Raw genomic sequence first — 20,461 nt, forward strand, 5'->3', positions numbered from 1 at the left:
ACATGCGCGTTCTCATCATCGAAGACTCCGACTCGATCGTCCGGATGATCCAGGCGCTGATGAGCGGCCGCGGTCACGAGGTGAAGAGCGCCGGCTCGGGCGCGCGCGGCATCGAGGAGGCGCTCGCGTGGAAGCCGCACGCCATCCTCCTCGACATCAACCTCCCCGGCGCCTTCGACGGCATCCAGGTCTGCGAGAAGCTCCGCGCCGACGCGACGCTGAAGGACACCCCCGTCATCATCATCAGCGCGATGAACGACGAGGAGGTGAAGCGGAAGGCCTTCACCGTCGGCGCGACCGCCTTCTACGACAAGCCGTTCAGCCCGCTCGCCCTCCTGAAAGAGGTCGAGTCGCTGCAGAGGCGTTCCGTTCCGAGCTTCTGACGCCCGCCTTCAAGGCGACTTGGCGATCACCATCTCCGGATCGTTCGGGATGGTCGTGCGCATCAGGATGCGGGGGCCGGCGTAGCTCGGGCGCCAGAGCAGGTAGTCGAGCGTGAAGTCCGTGACCGCGACGCCGCCGGCGAAGGGGATGACGGCGCCGTTCGCGTAGCGGCCCCAGTACGAGTTGCGTGCGCGGAACGTCTTGATGACCGCGTCGTCGGTGAGCGAGTCGGCGATCGCCTCGGGGCGCGTCTCCGCCACGCCGGCGGGGAGGAGGCCGAAGTGCGGGGTCTGCACCGAGAGGTCGAACACCATGACCGCGTGGTCGTACCACTGGTCCGAGAGCACGCCGTCGGCCGGCTTCTGGTAGGTGCCTGTCGCGTCGATCGCGTCGTCGTCCGAGGTCTCGCTCATCACGACCGGGAGGTCCTGCACGAGCGAGCGCTGGATGCGGCGGAGGTAGCCGCGGACCTTGTCCTCGCTGCCGGGCGGCTTCACGTCCGAGTACGCGTACGGGCCGGTGCGCTCGCCGCGGTAGGCGTCCGAGCCCTCCGCCAGCGAGCCGATGAGGTCCTGCGCCGTGACCGGCCTGCCGTCGGTCCCGTAGCCGACCGTGATGTCCTCGAGCTTCTTGATGCGCGTCTTCGCGTGGGTCGCCGTGCCCGTCACGAACGTGCGCGTGAACGTGTCGTCGAAGGCCTTCGTCATGTCCGCGACGACGCGGGGCTCGAGGTGCCACGCCGTCGCGAGCGTCTCGGCGACGAGCTTGCGGTCCGCGCGCGCGGCGGGCGTCTGCAGCACGCCGCGCGTGAGCTCGTGCTGGACCGCCTCGAACGCTTGCTGATGCCGCTCCGCGAACGTGCCGGCGGGGAGGGTGGTGAGGAACTCCTCCTCCGTCATCCAGCCGAAGCGCGTGAGGAGGTCCGCGGCGGTGCCCCACGAGCCGGTCGCGCGGAGCGTGAAGATGGGGTGCTCGAGGGCGCCGGGCGCGCTGATCTGGTCGAGCCAGTAGAGGAAGCTGACGTACGCCTCGGAGAGGTCGACCTGCGTGCCGCCGACCGGGCGCGCCGAGAGGGCCTCGATCCACGCGTTCGTCGCGAACACCCAGCAGTTCGCGATCGACTGCTGCACCGGCGGCGGCGGCGAAACCGTCGTGATTTCGCTGGTGTCGCGCGCGGCGTCCGGGCTCGTGTCGGCGCACGCCGCCGCCCCGAGGGCGAGCATCAGGGCGGAGAGCCGGCCACGCATCGCGCGCGGCGTAGCACCTCCTCGTGGGTCGCGCTTCCCGAAATTCCGCCGGGTCAGCGTCTCGAGACCCTAGACGAGCATCGAGAGGTTCTTTTTGGCGCGCTCTTCCGCCGCAGCGATGACCGCCTTCGCTTCGTCGGCGGGGATGCGGAGCTTGGTGGCGAGATCATTGACGATTTTGATCTCGTCGGCGTGCTGGTGGCCGTCGGCGAAGGAGAGGAGGACCGCGATCTGGAGGAGGACGCGGCGATCGCCGGCGGAGAGCTCCTGCAGATCGATGTCGTCGAGCGTCCGCTTCTCCTTCGCGTATTCGCGGAGCTGCTCGCGCTCCGACTCGGTGGCGCCGTAGGCCTCGAGGAGCCCGTCGAGCATCTCGCGCTCTTTCTGCGCGAACTCACCGTCCGCCCAGGCCACCGGAACGAGCGCTCGAACGATCGCGTATTCTCCGTCGTGCATGGTCCGGAGGATCGGCGTCCTCGGGCCCGCGGTCAAGGCCCAGTCACCGCGCTGACCGTCACGATCTTGTTCCCCTTCGTGTCCGGCGCGGCGGCGGCGATCTGCTCGTCGCTCACGTGGATGCGCTTCCGGACCGGGGTCTTGTCCTTGTCCTTCTCCGGTTTGTCGCTGGAGGGCGCCGCGACGAGGATGTCGATGTCGCCGTCGCACCGCTGTTCGATTCTCGCGCGGCCGTCGGGGCCGGGGCCCGCGAGGAGCCAGACCTCCGCGCCGCGCACGTTGGAGACGACGTGCACGGTGCCGGCGCTGCCCGAGCCGCCCACGTCGCTGTTCGGCTCGGCCGGCGGCCAGGGATCGACAGTGCCCGGCTTCGGCCGCGACGGATCGAGCTGGATCGGGACCTCGATGCGCGGCTTGCCGTCCGAGCCTTTGTCCCAGACCGACTCGGCGGGGATGACGGCGCGGCGCGGCGCGTAGCCCTCCGCCGTCGCGACGAGCTCGAGGCGGGCGCCGACCGGCATCTGGTCGACGTCGACCGGGGCCTGGCCCACGCGGAGCAGCACCTCGGCCTTCGCCGGCACGTCCGTGACGACGAGCGTGAGCCGGCACGCGGGAGCGTTGGGGGCCGGCGCGCCGGAGACGGGGATCGCCGGCGTGATCGGCGCGGGCTTCTTCCCGACGAAGACGTGCGGCGCATACTTGTAGATTGCAATGGTCGCCCCGCCGAGGAGGAGGAGCAAAAAGACGAGGATCCCCATGCTCGTCTTCGGGGCGCGCGGGGCGTCGTGGATCGAGCGGCGTCGCTGCGTCGCGGCGGCGGGATCGCTCTCCTCCGCCGGGCTCGTGCGCTTGAGGGCCTCCTTCTCCTTCTTCGGCTCCGGCTCGTCCGTCCGTGAGGCGGGCGGCGTCGAGTTGCCGCGGAGGACGGCGGGCGCGCCCGCGGCGGCGGCGCCGGTCTTCGGTGCGTCCCCGAAGAGCGGGCTCGGCGGGCCGCTCTTCTTCTTCGCGTTGACGGGCGGCAGCGCGTCGTTCGCGCTGACGTCCGGCGCGGGCAGGCTCGCGTCGGCCATCGCGAGGAGCGCGTCGACGCTCTCTCCCTCGCGCTCGCGGTCGCGCGGGAGGGGGCCGCGGCCGACGTCGTCGGCGAGCTCGGCGAGCGTGCGCGCGTCGGGGGCGGACGGCGTCGGCGCGAGGCCCGCCATCGATTTGAGGTCGCGCGCGAGCTGGCGGTCCTCGGCCACGTTCGAGACCCCGAACGATCCGAGGAGCTCGTCGACCGCGTCGTTCCGGACGCGCGGCGCCGGCGACGCGTCCGCTGCGCGCGCGTGCTCTTCGAGGCCGTGGAGCGCGCTCGGCGGGCCGGGCGGCCGCTGAGGCTGCGGCGGAGGCGGCGGCGGACCCGACGCCGCGCTCTTCACGGGCGGCGGCGGTATCGACGTGGTCTTCGGCTTCGGCGCGACGGGCGTCGGCGCGAAGGGATCGTGCTTGGGGTCTTGGTCTTCAACGTCGGGGGCTTCGCCCCCGACACCCCCACCCCAGACACGGCCCTCGCGCTGCGCGCTCGGGTCGCTTCGCGACCGCTGTGGCGGCCGCGTCTGGGGCCCGTCGCTGGCTTCAACGTCGGGGCTTCGGCCCGACACGCCACCGCCGCCCCGGCCCTCGCGCTGGGCGCTCGTGTCGCTTTGCGACCGCGTCTGGGAGCCCTCGCTTGGCTCTGCCTCAACGTCGGGGCTTCGGCCCGACGCGCCACCGCCGCCCCGGCCCTCGCGCTGGGCGCTCGTGTCGCTTCGCGACCCCTCGTGCTTGGCGGGGTCCTGTTTGGGGGGGTCGTGCTTGGGGGGGTCGTGCTTGGCGGGGTCCTGCTTGGAGGGGGGGCTTGCTTTGGGGGGGTCCTGCTTCGAGGGGAGGGGGGCGGCGGAGGCGTTGCGGCCGACGCCCTGGGTGACGCGCTTCACCTCGCGCGAGAGGCGGGCGAGCGCGCGGCGGCCGGCGGCGCGGTTCACCGGGATGAGGGCGGCCTCGAGCTCCTCGACGAGGGCGGGGAGGCCGTTGCCGGGCTTGCGCTTCGCGGCCTGGCCGAGCGCGGGGGTGCTCGAGCCGCTCGCTTCGAGGAGGCGCACGAGGAGCTGGCGGACGCTCGCCTCGGCGTCGCCGGTGGTGGTCGCCTTCTTCGGGCGGACGAGCGCGACGGTGCCCTCCTCGCTGATGAACACCGTCTTCGGGTCGACGTCGCCGCTGCCCGCGTCGGTGCCGTCGGCGATCTCGAGCGCGAGGTACCCCGCGAGCTCCGCCGCGAGCGGGACGCGCTTCGCGGAGACGACCGCGAACACGTCGTCGAGCGTGATCGAGGCCTCGAGCGAGCTCACGAAGCGGCCTCTCGCGCGTCGATGCGCATCGGCAGCCCGCGCGCGGCGAGGTGGGCCTTCGCCTGGCCGATCGTGAACGTGCCGTCGTGGAAGATCGACGCCGCGAGGATGCCGCTCGCTCCTTCGAGCGCGGCCTCGGCGAGGTGGTCGAGCGTGCCCGCGCCGCCGGACGCGATCACCGGCGCCGAGGCGAGCCCGCGGATGGCCCGGAGGAGCTCGAGATCGTAGCCGGCAAGCGTTCCGTCGCGGTCCATGCTGGTGAGGAGGATCTCTCCGGCGCCGAGATCGATGACACGCTTGACCCAGTCCGTCGCCGAAAGATCCGTCTTCGTCCTACCACCCCGGACGTAGACGTCCCAACTTCGCGGCGTCTCCGCGCGCTTCACGTCGACCGCGACGACGATCGCCTGCGTTCCCCAGCGCTTGGCGCAGCGCTCGACGAGGCCCGGATCGCGCACCGCCGCCGAGTTGAGGCTCACTTTGTCGGCGCCGGCCTCGAGGAGCGCCTCCACCCCGGCCTCGTCGGTGACGCCGCCGCCGACGGTGAGGGGGGTGAACGTCGCGTCGGCGGTGCGGGCGACGACGTCGAGCATCGCGCGCCGGCCCTCGTGCGTGGCGGTGATGTCGAGGAGCGTGATCTCGTCCGCGCCCTCCTCGTCGTAGCGGCGCGCGTGCTCGGCGGGGTCCCCTTTGTCGACGAGATCGACGAACTGCACGCCTTTGACGACGCGCCCGTCTTTAACGTCGAGGCAGGGGATGATCCGCTTCGTGAGCATGAGGGGCTCACACGCGGATCGTGTAGCCCTTGCTCTCGTGGATCTCGAGGAGCTTCTCCACCGAGCCGAGGTTGTTCTCGATCGACTCCTGGACGATCTGCGTCATCGTCGCGCTCGAGCCTTTGAGCGCCTCGTAGTAGCGCTGGCGCTCGGTGGAGTGGACGATCGCCGGCGGATAGCCGTGGCGAAGGAGGATGAGGTTCATGAGGAGGCGCGCGACCTTCCCGCTGTCGGTGGCGAAGGGGAAGATGCGCAGGAGATCGTAGTGCGCGCGCGCGGCGATGCGGACGGGGCTCCGCGTGCGGCGCGTCTCGGGGTCGACCGTCCACTCGAGGATCTGCCGGACCTTGTGCGCGATCTTGTCGGGCGGGGCGTACTCGTGGAAGTAGAGGCGGTGCTGCGGGATGTCCTTCCGGTACTTCACCGTCTTGATGTCCCCCTCCTCCGGATGGAGGATGAGGTAGATCTTCTTCACGATGTCGACGTTGATCGGCAGCTTCTTCTTCGTCGCGTAGTCGCGGATGAAGTCGAGGGCCTCGCGGTGCCGGCGGATCTCCTCGGCGATCGGCTGGATGCTCGAGTCGGTCGCGAGCGCGGCCTCGGGATCGATCGCGGCGCGGAGCTCCTGGCCGGTGTAGACGGAGCCTTCGAGCGCGCTGTCATGGTAGATCCACGACATGTCGAGCCCGTCGCGGTAGCTCTTCTGGAACTCGGGCCCCGCGGCGAGGAGGCGCTCCTCCAGCTTGGCGACCCGCTCCTCGGTGGTGAGCGGCTTCGGCGGCGGCGCGACCTTGACCGCCGGAGGGGCGGACCGCTTGGGGCGAGGTGCCTCCGCCTTCTTGGCGGTTTTCGGTGAAGCTTTCGCGGCCATGCCGGGGGCGCACCGTAGTGGCCGGGTGCCGCGATCGTCAACAAATCGCGGAATACTCGCCTGAATACAAATGGTTATCTAGGTGTGGTCAAAGGTGCGCGAAAGATTTGCGGACAAGGACTGGCATCTGTTCAAATGTTCAGTTACTGGACAATGGTCCATGCTCCTCTCCCTCACGATCGACAACGTCGTCCTCATCGATCATCAGGTCCTCGAGCTCGGACCCGGGTTCAACGTGCTCACCGGCGAGACGGGGGCGGGCAAGTCGATGGTCGTCGACGCGCTCGCGCTCGTGCTCGGCGGCCGCGCGCGCCCGGAGATCGTCCGCGCCGGCGTGCGCGAAGCGGAGGTCGCCGCGCTCTTCCAGATCGAGCCCGGCTCGCGCGTGTCGGCGAAGCTCGAAGCGGCGGGGGTGCCCTTCGACGGCGAGCTCGTCGTGCGACGCGTCGTGCAAGCGGAGGGGCGGAGCCGCGCGTTCCTCAACGGCAAGGTCGCGACCGCGGCGCAGCTCGCGGAGCTCGCGCCGGACCTCTGCGATATCGCCTCGCAGCACGAGAGCGTGAGCCTCACCGATCCGGGCACGCACCTCGAGTACCTCGACGCGTACGGCCGCCTCGAGATTCTGCGGGACGGGCTGAGCGAGAAGGTCGCGGAGCTCGCCGCGATCGTGCGGGAGATCGAGCGCGTGCGCGAGGCGGAGCGCGATCGCGCCGAGCGCGAGGACTTCCTCGCCTTCCAGCTCCGCGAGATCGAGGAGCTGAGCCCCGCCGCGGGCGAAGAAGCGGACCTCGAGAGCGAGCGCGCGCGTCTTCGTCACGCCGAGAAGCTGACGAACGCGACGCAGGGCGCGGCCGATCGTCTCTACGAAGGAGAAGAGGCGGTGTGCGATCAGCTCGCGCGGGTGTCGACGGAGCTCGACGCGGCGGCGGCGATCGATCCGAGCCTCACGCCGCTCGCGCGCTCGGTCGATGCGGCGCGGAGCGAGCTCGGCGACGTCGCCCGCGCGCTCGCGCGTTACGCGGCCGGCATCGAGGCGAACCCGGAGCGGCTCGCGGAGATCGACGATCGCTGGTTCCGCCTGCAGAAGCTGCTCCGCAAGCACGGCCCCACGACCGTGGAGCTCGTCGCGCACCGCGACGACCTGAAGCGGCAGGTCGCCGAGCTCGCGGGCGCGGACAAGCTGCTCGCCGAGCTCGAGGCGAAGCGCGAGGCCTGTCTCGCCGCCGTCGCGTCGGAGGCGCGCACGCTCTCGCGCAAGCGGCGTGACGCGGCGGCGAAGCTCGCGGACGCGATCGGCCGTGAGCTCGCGGGCCTCGGCATGGGCCGCGCGCGCGTCGTCGTCGACGTGTCGCCGGTGCCGGCGCCGGGCGCGAGCGAGCTCCCTCCCGTCGACGGCGCGCGCCTCACGTCGAGCGGCATCGATCGCGTCGAGTTCCTCATCGCGCCGAACAAGGGCGAGGACCCGCGGCCGCTCCGTCGCATCGCCTCCGGCGGCGAGCTCTCGCGCGCGCTCCTCGCGCTGAAGCGGGTGCTCGCGGAGAAGGGACCGGCGGGGCTCTACGTCTTCGACGAGGTCGACGCGGGCGTGTCGGGCGCGATCGCGGAGGTCATCGGCCGCGCGATCGCGGACGTCGCGCGTCACCGCCAGGTCCTCTGCATCACCCACCTCCCGCAGATCGCGGCGCTCGCGGACGAGCAATACGTCGTCGACAAAACGGAGGCGAAGGGCCGCACGACGAGCAGCGTGCGCAAGCTGAAGGACGCCGACCGCGTCGCCGAGATCGCGCGCATGATCGGCGGCGTCCGCGTCGGCGAAGCCGCCCGCCGCGCCGCGCAAGAGCTCCTCGGCGCGCGAAAGTAGCCCGCCATGCGCCGCTGCACACCAGTGCTACGCTCTCACGATGAGCCAGCTTCCCCGCGAACGCGAGGCTGCGTTCTGGTCCGCCGCCAAGCGCGCGACGGAGTTCTTCATGGGAACCGCTGACGTTCAGCGAGCGCTCGTCAAGCTCGCCGCGACGCTCGACGAGCTCGGAATCCCCTACGCCATCGCCGACGCCATGGCCCTGAACGAGCACGGCTACGTACGGATGACCAGCGATGTGGACGTCCTCCTGACGCGCGACGGGCTCGAGAGGTTCAAGCGGGAGCGGCTCGGTCGCGGGTACGTCGAAAAGTTTCCAGGGAGCAAGGGGCTTCGCGACACGGAGAACGACGTGCTCATCGACGTGCTGATCGCGGGTGACTATCCCGGCGACGGGAAGCCGAAGCCGGTCCGCTTCCCCGACCCTTCGGTCGCGATTCGTGGTGAGCGTGTCGCGCTCCTTCCCGTCGAGAAGCTCGTCGATCTCAAGCTCGCGTCCGGTCTCTCGGCGCCCCATCGCCTCAAGGACATCGCGGACGTGCTGGAGCTCATCAAGCATGCCGGGCTCCCGCGCGATCTCGCCGACCGCGTCGATGCGTCGGTGCGTGGGAAGTACCTCGAGCTGTGGGACGCGGCGCAGGTCGTCGACCCGGAGTGATCAGCGCGGAGGACTGCGGACCGCCGCGTTCGTAGTGGGGACGTCGGCGTCGAAGATGTCGAAGCGCGCGAACGCCTCGAACGCGTCACCCGTGCCGCCGGAGCCGCGTTCGTATTCGACGGTGACGTGCACCAAGCAGGAGAAACGCACGCCCACCCGGACGCAATCCAGGACCACAAAACACCGAACCCCGCCCACCAGGCAGGGCCCGCGCCGCCAAATCCGACGCCGCCAGAGGACTCTCTCTCTGCGGGGGTCCGGGGGCGTCGGAGCGCGCCCCGCGCGCGGAGATACCCCCGGCGGAGAGAGCTCGAGAGAGGCAGAGCCTCTCTCGAACCAGAGAGATACCCCCGGCGGAGAGAGCTCGAGAGAGGCAGAGCCTCTCTCGAACCAGAGAGCCTCTCTCGAACCAGAAAGCCTCAGTCCTTCTTCGCGCCGGCGAGGACCCAGGCGGTGAGCTGCTCCTTCGCGGCGTCGTTCGGGACCGGGTTGTCGATGGGCATGCCGCCGCCGAACCAGGCGAGGGGAGACTCGTTCTCGTTGATGAGCGTCGAGGTCGCCGGGCTCGCCGGGTTGATGAGGCGCGCCGCGACGAGGCCGGCGTAGCAATCATCCTTGTTCGTGCCGCACTTGAAGCCGCCCTTGAGCTGCGTGTGGCAGCCGCCGGTGCCGGAGCAGTGGCCGGGCGTGCCCGGGCCGAGGATCTTCGAGTAGATCTCGTCCCACGTCGGCGCGTCGCTCGGCGCGGGGCCCGCGTCGGTGACGGGACCGGGGCCCGGACCCGGGCCGGGGCCCGCGTCCTCCGTGACCGGCGGCGGCGTGACCGGGCCGGCGCCGTTGCGGAGGCCGTACACGACGAGCTGGTTCGACGAGGTGCCGACGAAGACCTTGCCGTTCGCGATCGTCGGCGGGGCGAACTTCGTGCCCTGGCCGAGCTGGTCGCTCGCGACCTCGTCGGAGGAGTAGAGCTTCTTCGTCACGTCGAGCGCGTCGTACGCCTCGAGCGCCGCGAGGCCGGTGGTGGCCGCGAGGCCCGCGCTCGTGCGCTTGCCGCGGACGCCCCACACGATCGCGGTGCCGGGGTTGTTGCCGTCGGACGAGAGCGAGAGCGTGACGCCCGGGTAACCGGTGCCCGTGGTCGTGTTGACCATCGCGGTCGTGTTGAACTTCTCGCCGTCGAAGAGGTAGCCGCGGAGGCCGTCGCCGCGGCCCCACTGGTAGTAGATGCCCGTGTTCGGCCCGGTGCGGTAGTACGCGCCGCCGCCCCACGCGCCGGCGCGCGAGCCCTGCCACTTCTGGACGATCTGCGAGTCGTTGTCCGCGGTGCCGCCCATGTTGTCGCGGTTCACGAGGAAGTTCACGCCGCGCTTGTCGCCCGCGACGTAGAGCTTCGTCCCCGGGATCAGGATGCCGCCGCCGTTGCCGAGCGAGAGGTCCTGCGGGCCGACCGTGCGGTGGTCGAACGGCATGAAGCTCGTGACCTTCTCCCAGCCCGTGCCGGTGTCGTGGAGGCGAACGATGCTGTCCGCCTCGTTGCCCTCGCCGTTCCAGGGGCCCGTCGTCGAGCGGTCGTACGCGTCGGCGGCGGTGAAGTAGATGTCGCCGTTCTCGTCCGCGTTGATGCCGACGCCGCCGTTCCAGATGCCGCCCTCGCCGCCGTTCGGCGTCGTGATGTGGACGCGGTTCTGCTGGAGCGTCGTCGCGTCGTAGCCGAGGAGCCAGCCGTGGTACGGGGCGATGTCACACTGCGACGCGAAGCCGATCACGATCTCGTTGCCGACCTTGAGGAGGCCGGGGCGCTGCATCTGCTTCAGCGGGTTGAACGTGATGACGCCGCCGACCGACTCGTCGCCGTTGCCGCGCGCCTTCGCCGTGATGACCGTCGGCGAGCTCGCGCGCGGTTCGCCGGTCGCGATGTCGAGCGCGTGGAGCTTGTGGACGGGGCGGCCGTTCTCCTTGTTCCGCGTCGTGAACCACATCGTCTTCGACGCCAGGTCGATGACGGGCGTGGAGGTGATGCCGATCTCGGGACCGAGGAGGCCGCAGCCGGTGTCCGCCGCGGGGAGGGACGGACCGAAGTTCTTGTGCCAGACCGGCGGCGCCTCCGCGCGCGTGTCGTCCGCGTCGAACGCGTAGACCGAGTTGTGCTCCGTCGCGACGAAGACGAGGTTCTTGCCGTTGACGTTGCTCGCGTAGAGCGGCTGCGCATACGCCTGCCCGTCGATCGGGCGGCTGAAGATGCGGCCGAACATCGACGACCGCACGTTGGCGGTGTTGAGGATGCGCTCCTGCGCGTTGTGACCGGTGCGCGCCGTGTCGTTCTTCGACGAGAGCACGTGCACGTTGGAGGCGATCTGCTGCGCCTCGTCCTTCGCCGCCTCCTCCCCCGTATCGGTCGAGCAGGCCGCGAGGCCCGAGGCTGCGAGAGAGAACAAGCCGACCGACGCGAGAAGAGCAATGGGGCGCATGTGAGCGAAGGTGGTAGCACCCGACCGGGGGCGGGCAACCCGGACCCCACCCGCACCGCCGATCATTGACGTCTCAATTCGTATTTACATGAAATTGCATCCATAATTCCCGCGCAAACAGACGCATTTTCAGCCTGCTCCGAAGGTCTCGAGGACGAAGCTCCAGGCCGCCGCGACCCGCGGGACATGACGCAGCGCGCGATGGCCGACGAGCCAGAGCGAGCCGGAGGGGAGGTCGGCCCACGCCTCCTTCAGCGCGCGCCCCGGCTTCACCGCGACGAGCCCGTCGCGCGCGAACGGCTCCGCCGCGAGGACGATCCCGAGCCCCGCGCGCGCCGCGGCGAGCTGGCTCGCGAAGTGGCTCGTGCGGAGCACGATCGGCGCCGCGGCTCCGTGCCTCCGCAACCACGCGCCGTCCGGCAGGTGCGCGAGGTCACGGTCCCACGTGATCCACCGCGCGTCCTCGAAGCGCCGCAGCGGACCGAGCTTCCGCGCGTACGCGACGGACGCGAGCGGCGCCGCGCGCGCGGTCACGAGCTTCGTCACGACGAGGTCGCCGCCGGTCGGCCGCAGCGCGCGGATCGCGATGTCGGCCTCGCGCCGCGTGAGGTCGGCGTACCCCACCGACGCGTCGAGCTCGATCACGAGGCGCGGGTGACGCGCGTGGAGCCGCGCGAGCCTCGGCGCGACGAACGCGTCCGCGATACCCGGCGGCACCGTGATGCGGACGACGCCCTCCACCTCGGTCTCCACCTTCGCCCCCTCCGCCCCGAACTCGATCGCGGCGAGCTCCATTCGCTCCGCCGCGGCGAGGAGCTGCTCGCCGAGCGACGTCGGCGTGGTCCCGTCGCGCGTGCGATCGAAGACGGGCGCGCCGACCTCTTCCTCGAGGCGATCGAGCCGCCGGCTCACGGTCGACACGTCGACGCCCAGGCGCGCCGCGGCGCCGGCGAGGGATCCACCGCGCGTCACCGCGAGGAAGAGGCGCACCTGCTCCCAGTCTTGCATGGATGCAATGCGACCACTCGAAAACGCAAATGGCAATGCGCCCGTGCAAGACCCAAGATCCATCCATGAACACCAGCGAGCTCCACGTCGTCCTCGGCGCGGGTCAGGTCGGACCCCGCGTCGCGCAGCTCCTCCTCGCCGCCGGTCACCGCGTCCGCGTCGTCCGCCAGAGCGCGACGCCCCCGCGCGTGCGCGGCGTCGAGGCGGTCACCGCCGACGTGCGCGATCCCGACGCCGTCGCGCGCGCTACCGCCGGCGCGTCCGTCGTGTATTCGTGCGTGAACCCGCCCTACGATCGCTGGCCGGAGCTGCTCCTGCCGATGGTCCGCGGCGTCCTCGGCGGCGTCGCGCGCTCGGGCGCACGGCTCGTCGCGCTCGACAACCTCTACATGTACGGGGACACCGCGCGCATGCACGAGGGCTCGCCGCTCACGCCGCGCTCGAAGAAGGGCCGCCTCCGCGCGGAGGCGGGGACGCTCCTCCTCGACGCCGGCGCCGTCGTCGCGCGCGCGGCCGACTTCTTCGGCCCCGACACGCCGCAGTCGATCCTCGGCGAGCACTTCTTCTCGCGCGTCCTCGCCGGTCGCTCCGCGCAGCTCTTCGGCGATCCGGATCAGCCGCACTCGTACTCGTACACGCCGGACGTCGCGCGCGGCCTCGTCGCGCTCGGGGCGAAGGCCGACGCACGAGGCGTCTACATGCTGCCGGTGCAGCCGGCGGAGAGCACGCGCGCCGTCGTCGCGCGCTTCGGCCGCGACATCCCCATCTCCACGATCCCGACCTGGCTCCTCCGCGTCGCCGGCGTCGTCGCGCCGACGATGCGCGAGCTCGCGGAGATGACCTACCAGTGGGAGCAGCCGTTCGTCCTCGACGACGCGAAGATCCGGCGCGAGCACGGCCTCGAGCCGACGCCGTGGGACGAGGCGGTGGCGACGACGCTCGCGTGGGCCGAGACGCGCTGGCCCGCGAAAGCTAAAGGATCATCGCGACGTCTTCGCTCAGCCGAAGCTTCTTCGACCGCGCGGTGAGGATCTCGACGCCCGTCTTCGTGACGAGGCAGGTGTGCTCGAACTGGGCGCTGAGCGAGCCGTCCGCGGTCGTGACGGTCCAGTTGTCGACCGGATCGATGACCACCTCGTAGCGACCCAGGTTCACCATCGGCTCGATCGTGAAGATCATCCCCGCCTTGATGCGCTCGCCGGAGCCGCGCTTGCCGTAGTGCTTCACCTGCGGATCCTCGTGGAAGCGGCGGCCGATGCCGTGCCCCACGAAGTCGCGCACCACGCTGCAGCCCTGCGACTCGACGTACTCCTGGATCGCCGCGCCGATGTCGCCGAGGCGCGCGCCGTCCTTGACCTCCGCGATGCCGAGCTCGAGCGAGCGCCGCGCGACCTCCACCACCTTGCGCGCGTCGGGGCTCGGCGTGCCGATGTAGAACGTCGCCGACGTGTCGCCGTGGAAGCCGTCGTGGAACGTCGTGATGTCGACGTTGATGATGTCCCCGTTCTTGAGCTGCTGCCCGTCCGGGATGCCGTGGCAGACGACGTCGTTGATCGACGTGCACACGCTCTTCGGGAAGCCGCGGTAGTTGAGCGGGGCAGGGCGCGCGCCGCGGCGCACCGTGTCCTCGTGGACGAGCGTGTTGATGTCGTCCGTCGTCATGCCGGCGCGGAGCTTCTCGCCGATCATCACGAGCGTCTCGGCCGCCATCCGGCCCGCGACGCGCATCGCCTCGATCTCCTTCGCGCTCTTGATCTCGATCGCCACGACTACCTGCCTTACTGCTTGAACTCGCCCATGATCAGCGCGTCGCCGACCGCGGTCTTTACTTCCTTCGTGTCCGGCGCGAGGTGAAAGTGCACCGTGCGCTCGTCGCCGTGCGAGAACTCGCGGACGAACGCGATGAATGCGTAGCCGACGAGCCTGCTCTCGAAGTTCTTGAGGATGCCGTGCGACTCGCTCGTCTTGTCGATCTGGAGCGTGAAGTCGGTCGGCGGTGGGTTCTTGCCGGTGAGCTTCTCGACCGTGTGGAGCCCGAGCTGGTAGGTCGCCTCCGGCCCGTCGGTCTTCGCCGTCACCGTCGCGACGCGGACGCGGAGGACGGCGTCGCCGATCTGGGTGCGCTCGCGGAGCGCCTTGTCGAGCCGGGGCGCGTAGCCCTTGTCGAAGTCGAGCCCGACCGCGGCGGGGTCGATCGAGTCGTCGAACAGGTCCGCGTGCCGGCCCTGGTAGCTCGAGACCTGCCGGCTCGGATCGCTCGCGCCCGGGCCGTCTCCGCAGGCCGCGAGCGTGGTGGCCGTGACCACCACGAAGCTCGAGAGGAGGAGCCGACGACACGAGACCATCGGTCCTCCTCTACCAGCGGCGCCGGCTGTTGGCGAGGTTTCGAACCACTGTGTTACCGTCCGATCCATGAACGCGCGCTCGGTCCTTCGTAAGGGCTTCGGCCCCGGTTTCCTCGTTGCCGCGATGGCGGCGGCGTTCGCCTGCGGGCCGAAAGAGCCGCCCAGGCAGGCCGCCGACAACGGTCCGCCCGATCCGCTGTCCGAGGGCTCGTCGTCGTCGGGCTCCGCTTACCAGTCCGGCAAGTCGAGCAGCGGCGGGGGCGGCGGTGAGGACTTCTCCACGCCCTCCGGCCCGCCGGTGAAGAGCAAGGGAGGGGAAGCGCCGCAGGTCCCGACCCTCGCGACCTTCCAGGAGGGCGTGCAGTGGGGCATCACGCACGCGGAGCTGCAGAAGCAGTTCACGCAGACCGGCGGCGTGATCTGGAAGGACTACGACGAGAAGCTCGCGAAGGCGCGCGTCGGCCCGGAGCAGACGGCGCTCGAGGCGGAGCGCGAGTCGGTGAAGGGCGCCTTCGGCCGGAGCTACATCGAGTTCGGCGCCACGCCGACCGGCTACGACTCGACCGGCCTCAACAAGGAGTACACCTACCGCAACAAAGAGTCGCTCATGTGGCTCGAGCGGAAGGGCAAGAAGCGCTTTTACTTCTTCATCAACGACAAGCTCTGGAAGATGTACGACGAGGTTCCGTTCCAGAGCGGCCTGATGGGCGGCAGCTACCAGGAGGCGGTCGCCAAGATCAACGCGACGCTCAACGCCTCCGGCCGCTCGCTCCAGCCGAACCCGGAGAAGGGGATCGACAAGCCGACCACCGACTGGAAGGACGGGCGGAGCCACCTCCGCGCGGTCGACCGCACGAACGAGGGCATGGTCGGCGTCGCGATCGAGGACCTCTCCGTCCTCTCGAACCTCGCGGCGCTCCGTCCCAACAAGCCCTCCGACCCGAACGAGCTCGATCCGTCGATCGTCGCCGTCACGCGCGGCCGCCCCGATCCGAACGCCGCGCCCTCCGCGTCCGCCTCGGGCAAGAAGCCGGCTCCCCCCAAGAAGAAGTAGAGAAGTAGAGTCGCGTACCTACCTCGGCCGTGAGCGCGCGCGCGTCACCCGAGTGAGAGCATGACAGCTTGGGGGGAGGTCGGTATACTCGCCAGAGTCCGGCTTCTTTTGGTCTGGATGCGCGGGAGAACGAGTGGCTCGGTATCGTCTGCGGTTTCTGCTTCAGGAGTTCGACCTCCCAAGGGGGGCGACCATCCTCGGGCGAAGCTCCGACTGTCACGTGACGATCGAGGACCCCCTCGTCTCGCGTCATCACGCGCGCATCGTGCTCGACGGCGATCGCGCCGTCCTCTACGACTTGAACAGTCGTAACGGCGTGAAATTGAACGGCGCTCCGATCAAGGAGCCGACCGAGCTCAAAGACAACGACCGCCTCCGCATCGGCACCCAGGAGCTCGTGTTCTGCCGCGTCGAGCAGGCGCCCAACGCCACCGCGAAGACGACCGGCTTCCTCCGCCACTGCGCGCGCTGCCGCATGCCTTACCCACAAGAGGCGGGGGCGTGCCCGAACTGCGGCGCGACCGAGGCGCTCGACGAGGAGACGCTGAGCGGCCAGTTCGGCGCCGCCGCGCAGGCGATCTGGAGCGTCCAGCTGTTCCTCGAGGTGCTCGAGCGCGCGCTCTCGCTCCAGCGCTTCGACGACGTGAACCGCATCCTCCGCCGCGCCACCGTGCAGGTCGAGGAGCGCATCATGCGGGGCGATCCGGTCGACGGCGGCCAGCTCGCGAAGCTCGCCGACGGCGCCGCGCGCGCGAGCATGGCGCTCTCGGACTCCACGTGGGGCCAATGGGTCGCGCAGGTCTATCGCCGCGTCCCGCTCGTCGTCCCCGAGCCCATCGTCGAGCGCCTCGCCGAGCTCGTCGCCCGCTTCCCCTCCGACATGGCTGCCCCCGTCGAAGCGCTCGCGCTCCACTCGCGCACCCTGCAACCGCAGCCCGACGAGGTCGCCGCCCTCGCCGCCCTCGAACGCGTTCGCTCCAGCGTCCCCCCCACATATATCGGCCGCTCCTGAGTCGCTCGCTGTCGGTCTCCGACGCCCCCGAAGCGGCCGCGCAAGCCCGCATTGCGAAGCGAGCACGCGGCAGAAAAACGTTCTGACGTTTTTCTGCATCGTGCGAGCGGGGTGCAGGGGCGCAGCCCCTGCGTTGAAGAAGCTTCCTTGCATGTATGCGAGGATTGCCGCTATTTCCTAGGGCTCCGCGCCGTAGACCACGATGCGCTATCGGCTCCGCTACCTACAGCATGACCTGGAGCTGAACGAGGGCACGTTCGCGGTGGGCCGGAATGCGAGCTGTCAGCTCTCGCTCGACGATCCGCTCGTCTCACGGCGGCACGCCATCTTCGAGGTCGGTCCGAGCGGCGTGACGGTGGAGGACCTCGGGAGCCGCAACGGCGTGATCGTCAACGGTCACCGCATCGACGCGCGGGTCCAGATCCAGATCGGCGACCGCATCCTCATCGGCTCGCAGGAGCTGACCCTCCTCGCGGGCCGCGACGGCATGGGCGGCGGCTCGCAGGGGGTAGGCAAGATGACCCTCCCGAAGATGCGCGTGAACACGCCGTCGTCGGGGATGCCGCAGCTCAACGTCCCGATCGAGACCGACCCGGAGCCGAGCATGGTCCGCCGCGCGGACCAGTTCAAGCTGCTCTCCGGCGTCGCGGAGAAGGCCCTCGCGATGGGCAAGGCGGGCGAGGCCGAGCGCCTCCTCGCCTCCGCGCTCGCGGACGTCATTGAGTCGACGCGCGCCGGCCGCCCGCTCCCGCCCACGCTCGTCGACCAGGCCGCGAAGTTCAGCGCGAAGCTCGCGACCGCGACGGGCAAAGGCGGCTGGGCGGACTACGTCGTGGAGCTCTATCAGGCGCAGAAGCGGCCGCCCCCCGCGCACGTCATCGACGAGCTGTACAACGCGATGCGCAAGGTCACCGCGGTGGACCTCAATCGCCTCCGCGCGTACGTCGCGATGCTGCGCCAGAACCTGCCCCGCTATAACCCGGCGGAGCGCTTCCTCTTCCAGCGTCTCGAGGGCCTCGAGCGCCTTGCGGCGCTGCGCTAGCGGGCGGCTTCGACGTCGCGGGCGGCGTCTGCCACGCGAGGTTCATGCGCGCCGCGCTCTCGATGACCGCGCGCAGCTCGTCGTCCTCGACGTTCGCGATCGTCTTGGCGAGGTCGGTCGGCAGCGGCACGGGCGGCGGCACCTTCCGGTAGACCCTCGTCTCCTTCATCCCCTCCACCACGTCGAGGGGCCCGACGCGGAAGCGGAGCGACTTGATGTCGAGGCCCAGGTCCTGCACGAGCTTCGAGACGATCTGCGGCGCGAGCATCGCGAGCTCGTTCGCCCACACGCTGGTCGCGACCTTCACGACGAGGACCCCGCGCACGAGCTCCATCGGCCGCGCGCGGTCGGCGATGCGCGGCCCGACGGCGGCCCGCCACCGCGCGAGCGGGATCGGCAGCTGCCGCTTCGCGAACCGGTTCTCGCCGGCGCGATCGAGCACCTCTTCGAGGGACTCGGGCGCACTGAGTCGACGCCTTGCCCACCGCTTTCCTCTGCCCATGCGCGCGCGTCGATCTTACCATCGGAGGTCACGCACCGATGCAGGGTGGTCGAGGGAAGACGCCGCGTTCGATTCCGCCGCCCGCGAAGACGGAGCGCATGCTCGGCGCGCCCGCGCTCCCGACCGAGCCGCAGGTCCGTCCCCCTCCCAACACGAAGCCCGGCGCCTTCATCGGCGACAAGTACCGCATCGAGCGCGAGATCGGCCGCGGCGGCTTCGGCGTCGTGGTGCGCGCGATGCACCTCACCCTCGATCAACGCGTCGCGATCAAGGTCCTCACCGAGTCGGAGGGCTCGACGGAGCAGGAGTGGCAAGAGGACGCCGCGCGTTTCCGCCGCGAGGCGAAGGCGACGGCGGCCCTCCGCAGCGAGCACGTGGTCCGCGTCCTCGACGTCGACGTGCTCGAGCACGGCTACCCCTACATCGTGATGGAGTACCTGGAGGGCAAGACCCTCCACGAGCAGATCTACGGCTCGAGCGGCGGCATGCCGGTCGCGGACGCGGTCGACATCGTGGTCCAGGTCCTCGCCGCGGTGGCGGACGCGCACGCGGTCGGCATCGTGCATCGCGACCTCAAGCCCGCGAACGTGTTCCTCACCCACGGCGCGGGCGGCATCCCGATCGTGAAGGTCCTCGACTTCGGCGTCTCGAAGATGCTGAACGCGCAGTCGCAGCGCCTCACGCGCACGGGCTCGGTCGTCGGCACCGTCGCGTACATGGCGCCGGAGCAGATGCTCGACGCGCGCACGGTCGACGGTCGCGGCGACCTCTGGTCGGTCGGCCTCATCCTCTACGAGGCCCTCGCGCGCGCGCACCCCTTCGGCCCGGCGACGACGGGCCCGAAGGTCATCAACGCGATCCTGAAGGACCCGCTCGTCCCGATCGCCACGATCCGCGCCGACGTCCCCGCCGGCCTCGACCAGGTGGTCTCCAAGCTCCTCGAGAAGAAGGCCGACCAGCGCTACCAGACCGCGATCGAGGCCGCCGCCGCGCTCGCGCCTTTCGCGTCGCCGCGCGTGCGCCCGGTCCTCGACGAGATCCACCGCTCCCCGCCGCCGAGCGGCGCCGCGCTCAGCGTCCCGGCGCTGACCGACAGCCGCGCGCTCCCCCCCTCTTCGCGCAGCCTGAAGGCCGCGAAGAAGCCACGCTCGAGCGTCGCCCGCTTCTTCATCGTCTTCATCACCGCGACGATCACCCTCGGCCTCATCGTCTTCGGCGCGTTCTGGTTGAAGCCCCGATATTGGCCGAAGCGCTGAGGCTTTCTTCATTTGGTCCGCACGACCGTCATCTCGTACGCGAGGTGATCGCATGGAGCGCTGCGACCGCCTCCTCACCGGCGAGGCCTCGCGCGCTCTCCGCGCCCGACCAACCATCACGCACGCACACTCCGGCATCTTCCCTCCGTGCTATGGAAATGAGCATGTCGAACAGGGGCCAAAAGATGCTCGCGCCGGGCCCGTTCCGAGCCGAGCACCTTCGCTCCGGCGATCCGTACGAGCTCTCCAACGGTCACGCCATCTTCACGCCGCCGACGGGGGCGCGCGGCGGGAGGGCGAACCTCGTCGGCGGTGAGGTTCTCGACACCGATCCCAAGGTCGACTCCGCGGGGATCGACGTCGGCATCTCGCGCGCTCCGGGCGAGCTTCGCGCGCCCGACCTGTCCGTCGGAAACGTCCCCGACGAGCCGGGCTGGTCGTCGACCGCTCCGCCGCTCGCGGTCGAGTACGCCGACGTCGGGCAGGACGAGGTGGGCCTTCAGGAGAAGATCGCCGAGCTCCTCGCCGCCGGCACGCGCTACATCTGGGTCGTCCGCCTGACCGGCAAGCGCAAGGTCGAGGTGTACGAACGAAACAAGCGCGTCCGCGTCGTGACGTCCGGAGACCTGCTCGCGCCGGGCATCCTCGCGAACCCGGTCCCCCTCGCCGCGCTATACGACCGCGACGCCGCGCACGAAGCCACGCTACGAAACCTCCTCAACCGAAAGGGATTCCGCGACCTCGACGACGTCCACGACCGCGGCCGCGAGGAGGGCCGCGAAGAGGGCCGCGAGGAGGGCCGCGAGGAGGGCCGCGAAGAAGGCCGCGAGGAGGGTCGCGAAGAAGGCCGCGAAGAAGGCCGGTTGCTCGCGCTTCGCGCCAGCTTGCGCGCCGTCCTCACCGCGCGCGGCCTCCACGCGACCAAGTCCCAGCTCACCCGAATCGACGAGGAGGACGATCCCGCATCGCTCTCCCGCTGGCTCATCACCGCCGCAACCGCCAACAGCGTCAGCAACATCTTCACAACAAAGAAGTAAGCCCCGCGCCCCGCTCCCGCGCCGGCGTCGCGCGCATGCCCCCGCGCGAGCTCGTCCCCGCCGTGCCCGCCCGCGGCCCCCATGCGCTCGCGCGCATGCCCCCGCGCGAGCTTGTTCC

General features: G+C 70.5%; 20 protein-coding genes. 9 read left to right on the forward strand and 11 right to left on the reverse strand.

The genetic code is table 11. From position 1 onward, the window contains the following. Window positions 1-2: 2 nt before the first annotated feature. Window positions 3-383, forward strand: a complete 381-nt coding sequence (locus KF837_40690) for a response regulator (protein MBX3233712.1) — start codon at window positions 3-5, stop codon at window positions 381-383. Between the two features lie 9 nt (window positions 384-392). On the opposite strand, the gene KF837_40695 is transcribed toward KF837_40690, so the two are convergent. The 5 genes from KF837_40695 to KF837_40715 all read right to left on the reverse strand — a co-directional run bounded on the left by KF837_40695 (window position 393) and on the right by KF837_40715 (window position 6,100). After that, entirely contained in the window at window positions 393-1,631 is a 1,239-nt protein-coding gene (locus tag KF837_40695) for a hypothetical protein (protein ID MBX3233713.1), read from the reverse strand. Window positions 1,632-1,700: 69 nt separating this feature from the next. Next, the gene (locus tag KF837_40700) at window positions 1,701-2,087 is read right to left on the reverse strand and encodes a TerB family tellurite resistance protein (GenBank protein MBX3233714.1); all 387 of its coding nucleotides are present in this window, start codon (window positions 2,085-2,087) and stop codon (window positions 1,701-1,703) included. A 32-nt stretch (window positions 2,088-2,119) separates the two neighbouring features. After that, a complete protein-coding gene (locus KF837_40705) occupies window positions 2,120-4,453 on the reverse strand; it encodes a hypothetical protein (protein ID MBX3233715.1) in 2,334 nt (777 codons plus the stop codon). Next, complete coding sequence (gene hisF, locus KF837_40710; GenBank protein MBX3233716.1) at window positions 4,450-5,229, reverse strand: imidazole glycerol phosphate synthase subunit HisF; 780 nt, start codon at window positions 5,227-5,229, stop codon at window positions 4,450-4,452. Before hisF ends, KF837_40705 begins: the two co-directional genes overlap by 4 nt. Window positions 5,230-5,236: 7 nt before the next feature. Next, window positions 5,237-6,100: a Fic family protein gene (locus KF837_40715; protein ID MBX3233717.1), complete on the reverse strand. Its 864-nt coding sequence runs from the start codon at window positions 6,098-6,100 to the stop codon at window positions 5,237-5,239. A 160-nt stretch (window positions 6,101-6,260) separates the two neighbouring features. Here KF837_40715 and recN point away from each other — a divergent pair, with 160 nt between their 5' ends. Next, complete coding sequence (gene recN / locus KF837_40720) at window positions 6,261-7,961, forward strand: DNA repair protein RecN (GenBank protein MBX3233718.1); 1,701 nt, start codon at window positions 6,261-6,263, stop codon at window positions 7,959-7,961. 40 nt (window positions 7,962-8,001) lie between these two features. After that, on the forward strand, window positions 8,002-8,619 hold the full coding sequence (locus KF837_40725) for a hypothetical protein (protein MBX3233719.1): 618 nt from the start codon (window positions 8,002-8,004) through the stop codon (window positions 8,617-8,619). Here KF837_40725 and KF837_40730 read toward each other — a convergent pair whose 3' ends face one another. The 3 genes from KF837_40730 to KF837_40740 all read right to left on the reverse strand — a co-directional run bounded on the left by KF837_40730 (window position 8,620) and on the right by KF837_40740 (window position 12,095). Beyond that, the gene (locus tag KF837_40730) at window positions 8,620-8,769 is read right to left on the reverse strand and encodes a hypothetical protein (protein ID MBX3233720.1); all 150 of its coding nucleotides are present in this window, start codon (window positions 8,767-8,769) and stop codon (window positions 8,620-8,622) included. Between the two features lie 269 nt (window positions 8,770-9,038). Beyond that, window positions 9,039-11,054, reverse strand: coding sequence for a PQQ-binding-like beta-propeller repeat protein (locus tag KF837_40735; GenBank protein ID MBX3233721.1), 2,016 nt, complete (start codon window positions 11,052-11,054; stop codon window positions 9,039-9,041). A gap of 162 nt (window positions 11,055-11,216) precedes the next feature. Beyond that, window positions 11,217-12,095 (reverse strand): LysR family transcriptional regulator, encoded by an 879-nt coding sequence (locus KF837_40740; GenBank protein MBX3233722.1) that lies wholly within the window; start codon window positions 12,093-12,095, stop codon window positions 11,217-11,219. Window positions 12,096-12,160: 65 nt separating this feature from the next. On the opposite strand from KF837_40740, the gene KF837_40745 reads away from it, so the two are divergent. After that, window positions 12,161-13,123, forward strand: coding sequence for an NAD(P)H-binding protein (locus KF837_40745; protein ID MBX3233723.1), 963 nt, complete (start codon window positions 12,161-12,163; stop codon window positions 13,121-13,123). Here KF837_40745 and map read toward each other — a convergent pair. Further along, window positions 13,068-13,862: a type I methionyl aminopeptidase gene (map, locus tag KF837_40750; protein ID MBX3233724.1), complete on the reverse strand. Its 795-nt coding sequence runs from the start codon at window positions 13,860-13,862 to the stop codon at window positions 13,068-13,070. The two genes, KF837_40745 and map, sit on opposite strands and share 56 nt — an antisense overlap. Before the next feature lie 11 nt (window positions 13,863-13,873). After that, window positions 13,874-14,440, reverse strand: a complete 567-nt coding sequence (locus tag KF837_40755) for a cobalamin ABC transporter substrate-binding protein (GenBank protein ID MBX3233725.1) — start codon at window positions 14,438-14,440, stop codon at window positions 13,874-13,876. A 67-nt stretch (window positions 14,441-14,507) separates the two neighbouring features. Here KF837_40755 and KF837_40760 point away from each other — a divergent pair, with 67 nt between their 5' ends. From KF837_40760 to KF837_40770, 3 genes are all read left to right on the forward strand, one after another. Continuing rightward, complete coding sequence (locus KF837_40760; GenBank protein ID MBX3233726.1) at window positions 14,508-15,494, forward strand: hypothetical protein; 987 nt, start codon at window positions 14,508-14,510, stop codon at window positions 15,492-15,494. 133 nt (window positions 15,495-15,627) lie between these two features. Then, window positions 15,628-16,506 carry an FHA domain-containing protein gene (locus KF837_40765; protein ID MBX3233727.1) on the forward strand — a complete coding sequence of 293 codons (879 nt, stop codon included), beginning with the start codon at window positions 15,628-15,630 and terminating at the stop codon, window positions 16,504-16,506. 202 nt (window positions 16,507-16,708) lie between these two features. Beyond that, on the forward strand, window positions 16,709-17,548 hold the full coding sequence (locus tag KF837_40770; GenBank protein MBX3233728.1) for an FHA domain-containing protein: 840 nt from the start codon (window positions 16,709-16,711) through the stop codon (window positions 17,546-17,548). Here KF837_40770 and KF837_40775 read toward each other — a convergent pair. Beyond that, window positions 17,430-18,050, reverse strand: coding sequence for a DUF721 domain-containing protein (locus KF837_40775; protein ID MBX3233729.1), 621 nt, complete (start codon window positions 18,048-18,050; stop codon window positions 17,430-17,432). The genes KF837_40770 and KF837_40775 overlap by 119 nt on opposite strands. Window positions 18,051-18,088: 38 nt before the next feature. Between KF837_40775 and KF837_40780 the strand changes: the two genes are divergently transcribed. After that, window positions 18,089-19,306: a serine/threonine protein kinase gene (locus KF837_40780; protein ID MBX3233730.1), complete on the forward strand. Its 1,218-nt coding sequence runs from the start codon at window positions 18,089-18,091 to the stop codon at window positions 19,304-19,306. A gap of 185 nt (window positions 19,307-19,491) precedes the next feature. Further along, entirely contained in the window at window positions 19,492-20,343 is an 852-nt protein-coding gene (locus tag KF837_40785; GenBank protein ID MBX3233731.1) for a Uma2 family endonuclease, read from the forward strand. The last annotated feature ends 118 nt before the right edge of the window (window positions 20,344-20,461 follow it).

The sequence above is a fragment of the Labilithrix sp. genome (genome assembly GCA_019637155.1).
In the GTDB taxonomy this organism is placed as follows: Bacteria; Myxococcota_A; Polyangia; order Polyangiales; family Polyangiaceae; genus Labilithrix.

Excerpts from the sequence above, each read along its gene's own strand:
- KF837_40690 (MBX3233712.1), top strand. The coding sequence starts at position 3 with ATGCGCGTTCTCATCATCGAAGACTCCGACTCGATCGTCCGGATGATC.
- KF837_40695 (MBX3233713.1), bottom strand. The coding sequence starts at position 1,631 with ATGCGTGGCCGGCTCTCCGCCCTGATGCTCGCCCTCGGGGCGGCGGCG.
- KF837_40700 (MBX3233714.1), bottom strand. The coding sequence starts at position 2,087 with ATGCACGACGGAGAATACGCGATCGTTCGAGCGCTCGTTCCGGTGGCC.
- hisF (MBX3233716.1), bottom strand. The coding sequence starts at position 5,229 with ATGCTCACGAAGCGGATCATCCCCTGCCTCGACGTTAAAGACGGGCGC.
- KF837_40715 (MBX3233717.1), bottom strand. The coding sequence starts at position 6,100 with ATGGCCGCGAAAGCTTCACCGAAAACCGCCAAGAAGGCGGAGGCACCT.
- recN (MBX3233718.1), top strand. The coding sequence starts at position 6,261 with ATGCTCCTCTCCCTCACGATCGACAACGTCGTCCTCATCGATCATCAG.
- KF837_40725 (MBX3233719.1), top strand. The coding sequence starts at position 8,002 with ATGAGCCAGCTTCCCCGCGAACGCGAGGCTGCGTTCTGGTCCGCCGCC.
- KF837_40740 (MBX3233722.1), bottom strand. The coding sequence starts at position 12,095 with ATGCAAGACTGGGAGCAGGTGCGCCTCTTCCTCGCGGTGACGCGCGGT.
- KF837_40745 (MBX3233723.1), top strand. The coding sequence starts at position 12,161 with ATGAACACCAGCGAGCTCCACGTCGTCCTCGGCGCGGGTCAGGTCGGA.
- KF837_40755 (MBX3233725.1), bottom strand. The coding sequence starts at position 14,440 with ATGGTCTCGTGTCGTCGGCTCCTCCTCTCGAGCTTCGTGGTGGTCACG.
- KF837_40760 (MBX3233726.1), top strand. The coding sequence starts at position 14,508 with ATGAACGCGCGCTCGGTCCTTCGTAAGGGCTTCGGCCCCGGTTTCCTC.
- KF837_40770 (MBX3233728.1), top strand. The coding sequence starts at position 16,709 with ATGCGCTATCGGCTCCGCTACCTACAGCATGACCTGGAGCTGAACGAG.
- KF837_40775 (MBX3233729.1), bottom strand. The coding sequence starts at position 18,050 with ATGGGCAGAGGAAAGCGGTGGGCAAGGCGTCGACTCAGTGCGCCCGAG.
- KF837_40780 (MBX3233730.1), top strand. The coding sequence starts at position 18,089 with ATGCAGGGTGGTCGAGGGAAGACGCCGCGTTCGATTCCGCCGCCCGCG.
- KF837_40785 (MBX3233731.1), top strand. The coding sequence starts at position 19,492 with ATGCTCGCGCCGGGCCCGTTCCGAGCCGAGCACCTTCGCTCCGGCGAT.